Annotated in this window: 13 protein-coding genes; 4 read left to right on the top strand and 9 right to left on the bottom strand. The window is 73.0% G+C overall.

Translation table 11 applies throughout. The features are described 5' to 3' along the window. Positions 1–171: 171 nt before the first annotated feature. Together IF47_RS0105165 and IF47_RS0105160 are read right to left on the bottom strand one after the other, a co-directional pair. Entirely contained in the window at positions 172–1,908 is a 1,737-nt protein-coding gene (locus tag IF47_RS0105165) for a SpoIIE family protein phosphatase (RefSeq protein WP_031506986.1), read from the bottom strand. A 99-nt stretch (positions 1,909–2,007) separates the two neighbouring features. Next, positions 2,008–3,369 (bottom strand): FAD-dependent oxidoreductase, encoded by a 1,362-nt coding sequence (locus IF47_RS0105160; protein WP_031506985.1) that lies wholly within the window; start codon positions 3,367–3,369, stop codon positions 2,008–2,010. A 234-nt stretch (positions 3,370–3,603) separates the two neighbouring features. Between IF47_RS0105160 and IF47_RS0105155 the strand changes: the two genes are divergently transcribed. Next, positions 3,604–3,981 (top strand): ArsR/SmtB family transcription factor, encoded by a 378-nt coding sequence (locus IF47_RS0105155; protein WP_031506984.1) that lies wholly within the window; start codon positions 3,604–3,606, stop codon positions 3,979–3,981. 4 nt (positions 3,982–3,985) lie between these two features. Here the strand turns inward: IF47_RS0105155 and arsB are convergent, their stop codons facing one another. Both arsB and IF47_RS0105145 read right to left on the bottom strand, forming a co-directional pair. Further along, entirely contained in the window at positions 3,986–5,122 is a 1,137-nt protein-coding gene (gene arsB / locus IF47_RS0105150) for an ACR3 family arsenite efflux transporter (RefSeq protein WP_031506983.1), read from the bottom strand. Next, positions 5,119–5,433, bottom strand: coding sequence for an ArsR/SmtB family transcription factor (locus IF47_RS0105145; RefSeq protein ID WP_031506982.1), 315 nt, complete (start codon positions 5,431–5,433; stop codon positions 5,119–5,121). Before IF47_RS0105145 ends, arsB begins: the two co-directional genes overlap by 4 nt. 67 nt (positions 5,434–5,500) lie before the next feature. On the opposite strand from IF47_RS0105145, the gene IF47_RS0105140 reads away from it, so the two are divergent. The 3 genes from IF47_RS0105140 to IF47_RS0105130 all read left to right on the top strand — a co-directional run bounded on the left by IF47_RS0105140 (position 5,501) and on the right by IF47_RS0105130 (position 8,455). Continuing rightward, entirely contained in the window at positions 5,501–5,974 is a 474-nt protein-coding gene (locus IF47_RS0105140) for an arsenate reductase ArsC (protein ID WP_078591577.1), read from the top strand. Positions 5,975–6,020: 46 nt separating this feature from the next. Further along, entirely contained in the window at positions 6,021–7,907 is a 1,887-nt protein-coding gene (gene nhaA, locus IF47_RS0105135) for a Na+/H+ antiporter NhaA (protein ID WP_031506979.1), read from the top strand. A gap of 143 nt (positions 7,908–8,050) precedes the next feature. Beyond that, complete coding sequence (locus tag IF47_RS0105130) at positions 8,051–8,455, top strand: SSI family serine proteinase inhibitor (RefSeq protein WP_031506978.1); 405 nt, start codon at positions 8,051–8,053, stop codon at positions 8,453–8,455. A gap of 70 nt (positions 8,456–8,525) precedes the next feature. Here IF47_RS0105130 and IF47_RS0105125 read toward each other — a convergent pair whose 3' ends face one another. From IF47_RS0105125 to IF47_RS0105105, 5 genes are all read right to left on the bottom strand, one after another. Next, positions 8,526–8,705 carry a hypothetical protein gene (locus IF47_RS0105125; protein ID WP_031506977.1) on the bottom strand — a complete coding sequence of 60 codons (180 nt, stop codon included), beginning with the start codon at positions 8,703–8,705 and terminating at the stop codon, positions 8,526–8,528. A 95-nt stretch (positions 8,706–8,800) separates the two neighbouring features. Continuing rightward, positions 8,801–9,748, bottom strand: a complete 948-nt coding sequence (locus IF47_RS0105120; protein ID WP_031506976.1) for a cytochrome c oxidase assembly protein — start codon at positions 9,746–9,748, stop codon at positions 8,801–8,803. 97 nt (positions 9,749–9,845) lie between these two features. Beyond that, positions 9,846–10,574: a type 1 glutamine amidotransferase gene (locus IF47_RS0105115; protein WP_031506975.1), complete on the bottom strand. Its 729-nt coding sequence runs from the start codon at positions 10,572–10,574 to the stop codon at positions 9,846–9,848. A 71-nt stretch (positions 10,575–10,645) separates the two neighbouring features. After that, on the bottom strand, positions 10,646–11,884 hold the full coding sequence (locus IF47_RS0105110; protein ID WP_031506974.1) for a MurT ligase domain-containing protein: 1,239 nt from the start codon (positions 11,882–11,884) through the stop codon (positions 10,646–10,648). A gap of 258 nt (positions 11,885–12,142) precedes the next feature. Next, complete coding sequence (locus IF47_RS0105105; protein ID WP_031506972.1) at positions 12,143–12,796, bottom strand: TetR/AcrR family transcriptional regulator; 654 nt, start codon at positions 12,794–12,796, stop codon at positions 12,143–12,145. Positions 12,797–12,866 lie beyond the last annotated feature (70 nt).

The raw sequence follows: 12,866 nt of genomic DNA, 5'->3' as shown, positions 1-12,866 counted from the left end.
GGGCTCGGTTTCTCTCCGAACGCCCGGTGTCGTCACTCGCCGGGAACGACACCCGCAAGGTGGCGGGTGCGCGAAGTACTCCCGGTCCTTCCAGGCTACTCCGCCCCTGCCGTGTCGCGGGTCCGCGACCGGACGCCCCGAGAGTCGCCCCCGCGGGGGCTCAGTGGAGGCTCAGTGGGGGATGCGCAGGGCGAGGAGGGCGATGTCGTCGGTGCTGTCGGAGGACATGCGGGCCAGGACCTGATCGCAGAACTCGTCCAGCGGGTGGCGGGCGAGCGCGGCGGCGTGGCGACGGAGACGTTCCATGCCGGCGCCCAGATCGGTGCCGGGGACCTCGACCAGGCCGTCGGTGTAGAGCAGGAGGGTGGCACCGGGCGGCAGGGGAGTGGTGGCGTCGGGACGGCCGCCGTCGCCCAGGCGGGTGCCCAGGAGGAGGCCCTGCCCCTGTTCGAGGTGCTCGGCGTGCCCGTCGGGGGTGACCAGGAGGGGCGGTGGGTGGCCGGCGCTGGTCCACCGAAGCTGCCAGGGACCGTTCTCGGCCCCCTCGACGCGGGCCAGTACGAGGGTGGCCATGGGGACGTCGGTGATGGCGGGGATGGCGTCGTCGAGGCGGTCGACGACGGCGCTGGGCGGCCCGGTGCGGTCCCAGGCCAGGACGCGCAGCATGCCGTGGAGCTGGGCCATGCCCGCCGCTGCGGTCAGGTCGTGGCCGACGACGTCGCCGATGACCAGCGCGGTGGCGCCGTCGCGCAGGAGGAAGGCGTCGTACCAGTCGCCGCCGACCTGGGAACCGACGGGCGCGGGCTGGTAGCGGGCGGTCAGGCGCAGCGGGCCGGGCCGGGGCAGGGAAGCGAGCAGATTGCGCTGCATGGCCTCGGCGATCTCGCGTTGACGACCGAAGAGGCGGGCGTTGTCGATGACCATGCCGGCGCGGCGGCCGATGTCGCCGGCCAACGCCAGGTCGGCGGCGTCGAACGGCGGGGTGGCGCCGGTACGGACCAGGGTGAGGGCCCCCGTGACCCGCCGGGCGGTCCCCAAGGGCACGATGACGACGGAGGCCGCTCCCAGCGACCGGAGAAAACCCGCCTGGACGGCGGCCAGCGGGGAGTCGGGCGGTGCGGCGATCTCACCGGGACCCAACAGGACGGGCTCGCCTCCATGCAGGACCCGTACCAGGGGGGAACGGGAACGCTCGACCGCCGCCGGAAGGGTACCCTGCCACGCCTCCCGCTCGGTGTCCCGGCCTTTGGGGCCGATCACCGCGACCCTGCGCACCTCGCCTTCGACGCGCAGGTCGACGGCGGCCCAGTCCGCCGTCCGGGGCACCAGGAAGCGGCCCAGCCGGTCGAGGGCCTCGTCGGTGTCGAGGGTCTGGGCCAGAAGCGCGGTGACCTCCGCCACCAGGGCCATCCTGCCGGTGAGGTCCTCCAGCGCGGTCGCGTGCGCCGCCCGGTCCTCGGAGGTCTCCCGGCCGACGCCGGCGCGGGTGAACAGCACGGTCATGCCCACCGCACGGCCGTCCCCGCGCAGGGGAGCGCCGGACCAGGAGACCGGGACCAGGCGTCCGTCGCCGCGCAGGAAGCCGTCTCCCTCACCGTGGGCCGGGGCACCGCGGGCGAGTGCCGCGAGCAGTGGGCACCGCTCGCGGGGTGCCGTCGTGCCGTCGGCGCGGCGGTGCAGCAGGGTGTGGAAGTCCTCTCCCACCATCGCCGCCGCGGTGCGGTCCAACAGTTCCTCGGCGGCGGGGTTGACCGCGACGATCAGGCCGGAGGAGTCCACCACGGCCAGACCGGCCCCCAACTGGTCGAACACCTCCCGCCAGAACGTCGGTTCCGCCGCCCACCGCCGCCCCTCGCCGCCTGCCGCATCCTGGACCACGCCGATTCCTCCGTCGACGACTGTTGTCATCGACGGTTCCCGCGAGCGGGGAACCGTATCGGGCGGAGCGGTGATTTTCCGGAGCCGGGCCGTGCCCGTCCACGACGGCGCGGGGACGGGCACGGACGCTCAGCGGTCGTCGGAGGGGGTGGTTCCGGGCCGGGCGTCGATCCAAAGGACGGTCGGGGCGGCGCAGCAGCCGCAGTCGTCCTCGGCCGCCTCGGGCCGGTCGAACAGCCCACTGCCGCCGCACACCCCGGTCTCGGGCAGGGTCAACTCGACCCGCTCGGCGGCCTCCAGGTCTCCGGCCAGGGCGGCGGCGACGGAACGGACCTGTTCGTACCCCGTCATGGCCAGGAAGGTCGGCGCGCGGCCGTAGGACTTCATGCCCACCAGGTGGATCCCGGTCTCGGGGTGGGACAGCTCGCGGTGGCCGTGCGGGTGGACGGTGCCACAGGAGTGGACGTTGGGGTCGATCAGCGGCGCCAGCGCCACCGGCGCCTGGAGGCGCTCGTCCAGGTTCAGGCGGATCTCGGAGAGGAACGACAGATCGGGCCGGAAGCCGGTGAGCGCGACGACCTCGTCCACCGGCTCGGTGCGGCGGCCGTCCTCGGCGACCAACACCAGGCGCCCGGCGGCGTCGCGTTCGACGGCGGCGGTGCGGAACCCGGTGACTGCGCTCGCGTGCCCGGCCTCCACGGCGGCCTTGGCGGCGAGCCCGAGGGCCCCACGGGCGGGGAGTTGGTCGGCCTCTCCGCCCCCGAACGTGGCGTCGGTGATGCCGCGCCGCAGGATCCACAGCGCGTGCGTGCCGGTGCCGTCGTCGGAGCGGGCCAGGTCGGCGAGGGCCGCCAGGGCGGTGAAGGCGGAGGCGCCGGAGCCGAGCACGGCGGTGCGCCGGCCCGCGTACCGGGCGCGGACGGCCGGGTCGGTCAGGTCGGGGACGCGGTAGGTGATGCGGTCGGCCGCCGCGCGCTCGCCGAGGGCGGGCAGACCGTTGCCGCCGGCCGGATTCGGGGTGGCCCAGGTGCCGGAGGCGTCGAGCACCGCGCGGGCCAGGATCCGCTCCTCGCGTCCGTCGGCGTGGATGACGTGCACGACGAACGGCCGGGTCTCGCGGTCGGCGTCGACGACGCGGTCGCGTCCCGCCCGGGCGACGCCGGTGACGGTGGCGCCGTAGCGGACGCGACCGCCGAGGGCGTCGGCCAGCGGCTTCAGGTAGTGCTCGGCCCAGTCGGCGCCGGAGGGACAGGCGGTCGGGTCGGGCCGGGTCCAGCCGGTGGGGGCCAGGAGCTTCTCGGCGGCCGGGTCGATCACCTCGCCCCAGGGGGAGAACAGCCGTACGTGTCCCCAGGCGCGGACGGCCGTGGCGGCCGATGGTCCGGCTTCCAGGACCAAGGGCTCAAGCCCCCGTTCGATCAGGTGCGCGGCGGCGGCCAGACCGACGGGACCGGCTCCGATCACGACCACCGGGAGTGGCTGTTCGCTCATGGTCGTTCCTCTTCTCGTGTTCTCGTGTGCCGGTTCTCGCGGGGCTCCCCTGCCGTGCCGCCGTGGGCTCGGCGGTGGCGTCGGCGGCTGTGAGCGTCCACGACGAGACGGGTGCTCGTGGGGCGCGGTGAGCGGAGGCGCACACGGACATGGATGGTCACGGAAGCCATTGCTTCGATGGCCGTCGATGTAGCCCACCTTGTCACTGGCTTCGACGGGTGTCAATATTGATTCATGTCGAAGTCAGAGACGGTGTCGGCGGCGTCCGCGCCCGGTCCCGAGAGCGTGGTCCCCTGCTGCCCGCCGCTGGACGAGCGTCCGTTGACGGCCGAGGAGGCCGAGACGGCCGCACGGATGTTCAAGGCGCTCGGCGACCCGGTGCGCCTGCGGCTGTTCTCGCTGGTCGCCTCCCACAAGGGCGGCGAGGCGTGCGTGTGCGACATCTCCGACGTGGGCGTCTCCCAGCCCACCGTCAGCCACCACCTGAAGAAGCTCAAGGAGGCCGGACTGCTCACCTCCGAGCGGCGCGGCACCTGGGTGTACTACCGCGTCGAGCCGTCGGTGCTCGCCGCCATGGGGCGGCTGCTGACCACCGCCGCCGCCCGGAAGTGAGGCGTCAGCTCCGCCTGTCCGGCGCGGCGGGCGTCGGCCGCGCGGCCGTGAACCTCTTGCGCCAGGCCAGGGCGACGTACACCAGGGCGATGAGGATGGGGACCTCGATGAGCGGGCCGACGACACCGGCCAGCGCCTGGCCGGAAGTGACGCCGAAGGTGGCGATCGCGACCGCGATGGCCAGCTCGAAGTTGTTGCCCGCGGCGGTGAACGCCAGGGTGGTGGTGCGGTCGTAGGCCAGGCCGATGGCCTTGCCCAGGGCGAAGGTGCCGAAGAACATCACCGTGAAGTAGATCAGCAGCGGCAGCGCGATCCGGGCCACGTCCAGCGGCTGGGAGGTGATCGTCCTCCCCTGGAGGGCGAAGAGGATCACGATGGTGAACAGCAGCCCGTACAGTGCCCAGGGGCCGATGCGCGGCAGGAAGCGCTCCTCGTACGCCGCGCGGCCCATGCGCCGCTCGCCGAGGCGGCGGGTGAGGAAACCGGCGAGCAGCGGGATGCCGAGGAAGATCACCACGTTGAGGGCGATCTCTCCCATGGAGATGTCCAGCCGTTCGCCGTCGCCCAGGCCCAGCCAGCCGGGGAGCAGGTCGAGGTAGAACCAGCCGAGCAGGCCGAACGCGAGGACCTGGAAGAGGCTGTTGAGGGCGACGAGGACGGCGGCGGCCTCGCGGTCGCCGCAGGCCAGGTCGTTCCAGATGATCACCATGGCGATGCAGCGGGCCAGCCCGACGATGATCAACCCGGTGCGGTACTCGGGCAGGTCGGGCAGGAAGATCCAGGCCAGGGCGAACATCACCGCCGGCCCGATCAGCCAGTTGACCACCAGCGAGGAGACCATCAACCTCCGGTCGCCGGTGACCGCGTCGAGGCGGTCGTAGCGGACCTTCGCCAACACCGGGTACATCATGACCAGCAGGCCCAGCGCGATCGGCAGGGAGATCCCGCCGACCTCGATCCTGCTCAGGACGTCGTTCAGACCGGGGATCAGCCGGCCCAGGCCCAGGCCGGCGGCCATGGCCAGCAGAATCCACACCGCCAGAAACCGGTCGAGGGTGGAGAGCCTGGCGACGATCCCGGCGGCGTCGGCATCCGCCGCTCTGTGCGCCTTCTCCGGCGTGGTCTCTTCGGCGGTGGTCACGGGCAGGCCCTCTTGGTCTCGGCGGCGCGGGTGGTGCGGGCGGTGCGGGCCAACTCCAGGAGGGAGCGGCCCAGGTGCTCGATGACGTCCGGGCGCAGCCGGTAGTAGGTGTACCGGCCGCACGGCTCGGTCTCCACGACCCCGGCCTCCCGCAGCACCCGCAGGTGGTTGGAGAGGTTGGTCTGCTTCGCCCCGGTCTCGTCCACCAGATGGGTGGTGCACAGCGTCTCGGTGGCGAGCAGGGTCACGATCCTCATCCTGAGCGGATCGGAGAGAACCCTAATCAGGTCAGTGTCGACTGACATCAGCATGCGCTGATACTGTCACATCGGCCGAGCCGATGCCGGCCGGCCCACCGCGGAGACGAGAGGTCCACCGATGTCCGACAAGCCGTCCGTGCTGTTCGTCTGCGTCCACAACGCCGGCCGCTCCCAGATGGCCGCCGGATTCCTGAACCACCTCGCCGGCGACCGGATCGAGGTGCGCTCCGCCGGCTCGCTGCCCGCCGACCGGGTCAACCCCGCCGCCGTCGAGGCCATGGCCGAGGTCGGCGTCGACATCGCCGACGCCAGGCCCACGGTGCTCACCACCGAGGACGTCCAGGCGTCCGACTACGTCGTCACCATGGGCTGCGGGGACGCCTGCCCGGTCTTCCCCGGCAAGACGTACCTCGACTGGCAACTGGACGACCCCGCGGGCAAGGGCGTCGAGGCCGTCCGCCCGATCCGCGACGAGATCCGCCGGCGGATCGAGGCCCTGATCGCCGAGATCGCCGAGATCGCCGAAATCGCCGGGAACGACACCACGGCGGCCGTGAGCGGAGCTGAGCGCGGGACGACGGCTTTCCGCTGACACGCCCGGCGCGCGGAGAACGCCGATCGGCGGGAGAATCGAGAGGGTGAACCCGCCCGCGGGGGAACGGAACTCCCCAGGCCGGACCGTGCGCGGCGACGGCACCACGTCCGCGCTCCGGGACTTCCTGCGCACGGAGACCGGCAGCGCCGTCGTCCTGGTGGCGTCGGTGCTCGCCGCACTGGGCTGGGCCAATCTCGCCCCCTCGGCGTACGAGGAGTTCTGGCGGACGCACCTGTCGGTGCGGGCCGGACCCTACGGCGTGTCGCTGGAGCTGCGGGAGTGGGTGAACAGCGGCCTGATGGCCGTGTTCTTCCTCGTCGTCGGCCTCGAGACGCGTCGCGAGTTCGACATGGGCGAGCTGCGCGAGCGCGGACGGCTCACCCTGCCGCTGCTGGCCGGCATCGGAGGGATGGTCGTGCCCGTGGCGGCCTACCTGGCCGTCAACGCGGGCCACGGCACGACGTACGGCTGGGGCGTCGCCATGTCCACCGACACCGCGTTCGCGCTCGGCCTGCTCTCCCTGGTGGGCAGGCGCATGCCCGCCGGGCTGCGGGTCTTCGTCCTCACCGTGTCCGTCGTCGACGACTTCGCGGCGCTCGGCGTCATCGCCCTCGCCTACAGCGGCCACGTCACCGTGCCGGCGCTCCTGACGGCCCTCGGCGCCTTCGGCGTGGTGCTGCTGGTACGGGCCCGGGGCGTGCGCCGGGGCGGGGTGTACGCGCTGCTCGCGGTGGCGCTCTGGCTCGCGCTGCTGGAGTCCGGGGTGGAGCCGGTCGTCGCGGGACTCGCGATGGGACTGCTGACCTACGCCTACCCGGCGGCGCGCGGCGACCTGGAACGCGCCGGCCGGCTGTTCCGCCTCTTCCGCGAGCAGCCGACACCGGAACTGGAGCGGACCGTGCGGTACGGCCTCGCCACGGCGATCTCCCCGAACGACCGGCTGCAGCGGATGTGGCACCCCTGGAGCAGCTACCTCGTCGTGCCGCTGTTCGCCCTCGCCAACGCCGGCATCACCGTCGGTGGCGAGCAACTGGCGCGGGCGCTCGGCTCGCCCGTCACGCTGGGCGTCCTGCTCGGCTACACGCTGGGCAAACCGCTCGGCATCCTCGGCGCCTCGGCCCTGGGCGCCCGGCTGAGCCGAGGACGGCTGCTGCCCTCGGTCGGCTGGGGCTCGGTGGCGGTGGGCGGCACCATCTCCGGAGTGGGCTTCACCGTGTCCCTGCTGATCGCCGCCATCGCCTTCGACGGCGCCCGGCTGGAGGAGGCGAAGGTCGGCGTCCTCGGCGCGGTGGTCTGCTCGTCCGTCCTCACCTGGCTGGTCGTCCACGGCCTCGGAGCCCTGCCGCGGCGCATGCGCCTGCGGGCTCTGTACGGCCGGGCCGAGGGCGTCGTGGACCTCGCCGTACCCGTCGACCCGGACCGCGACCACGTGCGCGGACCCCGCGAGGCCCCCGTGACGGTCGTCGAGTACGGCGACTTCGAGTGCCCGTACTGCGGGCGGGCCGAGCCCGCCGTCCGCGATCTCCTCGCGAGCGACGGGGACGTCCGCTACGTCTGGCGACACTTCCCCCTCGACGACGTCCACGTCCACGCCCGGCTCGCCGCCGTCGCGGCCGAGGCCGCCGCGGCGCAGGGCCGCTTCTGGGAGATGCACGACCTGCTGTTCGCCCACCAGGACGCGCTGCGCCCCTCCGATCTGAGCGGATACGCCGAGGAACTCGGCCTGGACGCCGAACGGTTCCACCGCGACCTCGCCGAGCGCGCCGGCGCGGCCCGCGTCACCGCGGACGAGGAGTCCGCCGACCTCGGCGGCGTGTCCGGAACCCCGACCTTCTTCGTCAACGGACGGCGCTACCAGGGAGCCTTCGACCTGGCCGGCCTCACCGCCGCCGTACGGGCCGCGCGGGAGCGCGCCGCCCTGACCCGGTAGGCGCTCCCGGCCCCACCGGAGGGAGCTTCGTCACCCGGTGGGGGGACGGCACCGGTGCGGCCGCTTGCCCGTGACGGGCCGGTGCGGTGACCTGGAGCGGGCGATCGTGCCCCCGAATCGTGTGCACCCCGAGGAGACCCGTCATGTTCCCGCGCCCCCGTGCCACCGCCGCCGCGGCCGTCGCCGCACTCCTCGCCCTCGTCCCGACGTCCGCCGCCCGCGTCGGAGCCACCGAGCCGCCGCGGCCCCACGGCGAGCTCTTCCTGACCGTCTCCGACGCGGACGGCACCTGGACGCGAGGCGTGCGGCTGGTCTGCCCGGACCAGGGCGGTCCCCACCCCAGGGCGGACGAGGCCTGTGCTGCCCTCGACCGGACCCAGGGCGAGTTCCGAACGCTCTCCGACGGCACGGGGCACTGCACCATGGAACACGCGCCGGTGATCGCCACGGCCTCGGGAACCTGGCGGGACGGCCGGATCACCTGGGAGGGGAGGTACCCCAACGCCTGTGACCTCGCCAGGCGGACCGGGGCCGTGTTCGACTTCTGAGCCCGGACCGGGCCCGGGGACCGACCCATGACGAGGGCGGGGCACGTCCGTGCCCCGCCCTCGTTCCGGCTCACTTCTCCCGTGCCGCCACCAGCCCCAGAGTGGCCAGCCCCAGGACCACCCAGGCGAACCACAGCCACCCGTTGCCGCCCAGCGCGGCGGAGTAGGCGGTGGCCAGCACCAGGGCGGCCACGGTGATCACCAGCATGGCCTTGGCCCGCTCCGACACGGTCCGCGTCCTCTCGGGCATCGCGCCCACACTCCTCCCGACATCGGTCGGCAGGCGGATCGGCGCCGCCTCCACCGCGGCCCGGGCGCCGCGCGCCCCGGCCCCGGTCCGCCGCGTCATTGCCCGCGGGCCTGCAACGACGCCAGGTAGGCGTTGTAGGCCGTCAGCTCACGGTCGCCGTCGCGGTCGGCGGCCCGGTCGCTCCGTCGAGCCTGCCGCTGTTCGGAGAAGTACCACTGAATGAGCAGGGCAATCAGCACGATCACCGACGGAATCTCGCTGAAGGCCCAGGCGATGCCGCCCGCCATCTCCTGGTCGTCGAGCGCGGTGACCCCGAGCGAGGCCGGCGGGTTCGCGTAGGTGTCCACCAGCGGCGTGCTCGCCATCATCATCGCGATGCCGAAGAAGGCGTGGAAGGGCATGCCGGCGAACAGCTCCAGGATCCGCATCACGTAGCCGGGGCGGTGCGGGCCCGGGTCGACCCCCATGATCGGCCAGAAGAAGATCAGCCCCACCGCCAGGAAGTGCACCATCATCGCGATGTGCCCGGGCCTGGAGCTCATCAGGAAGTCGAACAGGGGCGTGAAGTACAGCGCGTACAGGCTCGCGATGAACATGGGGATAGTGAACAGGGGGTGCGTGATCACCCGCATGTACCGGCTGTGCAGCAGGGCCACCAGCCATTCGCGGGGGCCCTTGCGTCCGCGTCCGGCGGACGGGAGCGCCCGCAGCGTCAGCGTCACCGGGGCGCCCAGCAGGACCAGGATCGGCGACAGCATGCTGATCACCATGTGCTGCACCATGTGCACGCTGAACAGCACCATGCCGTAGTTGTTGAGCGCGGTGCACATCACCAGGGCGACCGTCAGCACGCCCAGCACGAAGGAGACCGTGCGGCTCACCGGCCAGGCGTCGCCGCGCCGCCGCAGCCGCACGACGCCCCAGCCGTAGAGTCCCAGCGCGAGCAGGCAGCCGATCAGGAAGAACGGCTCACCGGAGAACTCCAGACCACGCGCGAGGGTGAAGGGCGGAAGATCCGCCATGCCGTGTCCGCCGTGGTCCATTCCGTCGTGGTCCATCCGTGGCTCTCCCGATTCATGCTGATCCGCTCGAACCAGAGTAGAGCCGGCCCCGCCCGGACATCCGGGCGGGGTGGCACGGTCAGGCGGGCTGTGTGGCCGCCGCGATCCGCTCGGCGCGCAGCGCCTCGTACCAGCGGTCGTCCACCGGCGGGAGGGCGTTCACATCCAGGGCCAGCTTGAGCAGCAGGTCCGCGATCTGCGGGTTCCTGGCCAGCACCGGTCCGTGCATGTAGGTGCCGAAGACGGTGTCGTTCCAGGCGCCCTCGGTCCCGTCGCCGGTGCCGTTGCCCCGGCCCAGCCGCACCCGGGCCAGCGGACGCGCCGTCGGGCCCAGGTGCGTGACGCCCTGGTGGTTCTCGAAACCGGTGAGCTGCGGCAGTCCCAGCCGCTCGTCCATGTCGGCCAGGACGTCGCCGACGCACCGCTCGCCCTCGCCGCGGGTGCTGGTCACGTCCAGCAGCCCGAGGCCCGGCTCGCGCTGCCCGAGGTCGTTGACGAACTCGTGTCCCAGGATCTGGTAACCGGCGCACACCGAGAAGACGATCGCGCCGTTGTCCACGGCCCGGGTCAGTCCGCCGTCGCGGCGCAGCCGCTCGGCGGCCAGCCGCTGCGGACGGTCCTCGCCGCCGCCGATCAGGTAGATGTCCCCGGAGGTGGGGATCGGCTGGTCGGACCGGACGTCGATCCGGTGCACCGCCAGGCCGCGCTGCCGTGCGCGCCGCTCCACCACCAGTACGTTGCCCTGGTCGCCGTAGGTGCTCAGCAGGTCCGGGTAGACCCACACCAGGCGCAGGCCGCTCTCATTCATGCTCGCCATGCTCGCCATCCTCGCCGTCTCTTCGGCCGTGTTGTCGCTGGGCGTTGTCGGTGGGCCCGGGATCAGTTGCCGACGATGCGGCGCAGATCCTGGAACGCGGTGTAGTTGGCGATCGCCTCGATCCGGCCGGGCGGACACTGCCGGACGGCCTCGGTGGCGTTCTCGCAGACCTGGAAGTCCACCCCGGCGACCTCCAGCCGGACCGCCAGGTCCAGTTTGCGGTCGCCGATCACGCAGATGGGGCGCCCGGCCAGACGGGAGTAGTCCACGTCCCACAGCCAGGAGGTGTCCGTGCCGTCCGCGCCGCGGGCGTTGACCGACAGGATGACGGGGGCGGGCGGAGGGTCGATCAGGGAGAAGGTCTCCAGCCAGCCCGCCGGGTTCTTCGCCAGCAGCAGCCGGATCTCGCGGCCCTGGTAGGACACCACGTCGTAGCGGCCCGCCACGGCGGTCACCGAGTACATCCGCTCCAGCGCCACCTGCGGGGGGACGCCGAAGGCGGCGGCGACGGCCGCCGAGGTGGTGGCGTTGGCCTTGTTCGCGCGGCCGGGGAGCTGGAGGTGGATCGGCCAGGCCGAACCGTGCGGGTCCAGCACGTGGTCGCCCGACAGCGCCCAGCTCGGGGTGGGACGGCGGAAGCCGCACTCCCCGCAGAACCAGTCGTCGCCGGGCCGCTGCATCACTCCGCCGCAGGCGGGGCAGGACCAGGCGTCGTCCTTCCACTCCTGTCCGGCGGCCACCCACACCACGTTGGGGGAGGAGGACGCGGCCCACACCACCAGCGGGTCGTCGGCGTTGGCCACGATCACGGCCTTGGAGCCGGACAGGCCCTCGCGCCACCGCTCGGCCAGCATCCGGGTCTCGCCGGCGCGGTCGAGCTGGTCGCGGGAGAGGTTGAGCAGCGCGATGGCCTTGGGGGTCGTGTCGCGGGCGACCGCGGGGAGGTACTTCTCGTCGACCTCAATGACGCCGTAGCGGGCGTCGCCGCTCCCGGCGAGCGCCGCGGTGATGCCGGCCGGCATGTTGGCGCCCAGCGCGTTGGAGACCACCGGGCCGACGGCCCGGAGGGCCTCGGCGATCAGCCGGGTCGTGGTGGTCTTCCCGTTGGTGGCCGACACCAGGACGACGTCCAGGTTCTGGGCGAGTCGGGCCAGCAGGTCGGGGTCGAGTTTGAGAGCCACCTTTCCGCCGATCACCGATCCGCTGCCACGACCCGCGGCCCGTGACACCGCCGCCGCGGCCTTGCCCGCCGTCACGGCCAGTTTGGCCCGCGGCGGCAACGGCTCCGTGTTGCCTGCCATCGTTCTCGCTCCTCCTTGCCCCTGGATCGGGCCTCAGCCTACCGAGGTCCGTCTCCGGTCCCGAACCGCGCCACCCCAGGATGATCACTCCGGTGCGGGCGGCGCACGCGCGCCGGGCGTGTTTCCCCGAAAGCTCCGGTTCTGTCCGCCCGCGCGGTCGGCGCGCGGCTCGATTCCGGAGGTCCGCGCCGGAGCGAGCGGTGCCCGTGCGACGGCGCTCGCTCCGGCCGGGGCCGTGCGGACGTTCGTCAGAGGTTCTCAGAGGCCGGGGCCGTCCGCCCGGTCCTCCGCCGTGACGAGGCCGCCCCACAGCAGGTCCGTCAGGTGCTCCACCAGTCGTTCCCTGGGGCAGGGGCGCTCGCGCAGCCACCAGTCCCCGGCGGCGTGCATCATGCCGACGATGCCGTGACCCCACACCCGAGCCCGTTCCTCGCCCTCGGGACCGAGTTCGATGCGTTCGGCGATGACGGTGGCCAACTCCTCGCCCAGCCGGCGCAGCAGGGGGGCCGAGTGCTGTCCGACGTCGAAGCCGCGGTCGCCGGCGGGGTCCTCGGCGGGGTCCTCGGCGGGGTGCATCAGGAAGCGGTAGACCTGCGGGCGGGCCTCGATGGCGGCCAGGTAGGTGTCCAGGGCCGCCTCCACGCGCTCGCGCCGGTCGCTGGGGGCGTCCAGCGCGGCCCGCAGTGAGTCCACCAGGGCGTCGGTGTGCCGTACGGCCAGGGCCCGGTACAGCCCGCCCTTGTCGCCGAAGTGCCGGTAGAGGATCGGCTTGGTGATGCCGGCCTCGGCGGCGATGGCGTTCATCGAGGCGCCGGGACCGTCGCGCAGCACCACGCGCTCGGCGGCCTCCAGCAGTTCCCTGCGGCGGCGCTCCGCGGTGCTGAGCCGGTCCTGTCGGTGTGTGGTCTCCATCGCCTCGGCCTCCCGACCCTGTGACGCCTTGCGGCACCTCCGCGCAACGTAACACCCGTCGCGGCGGGGG

The organism is Streptomyces megasporus (genome assembly GCF_000718985.1).
Lineage (GTDB): Bacteria > Actinomycetota > Actinomycetes > Streptomycetales > Streptomycetaceae > Streptomyces > Streptomyces megasporus.
Note: the sequence above shows the minus strand (reverse complement) of the source record. Positions and strands in the feature narration are given on the sequence as shown.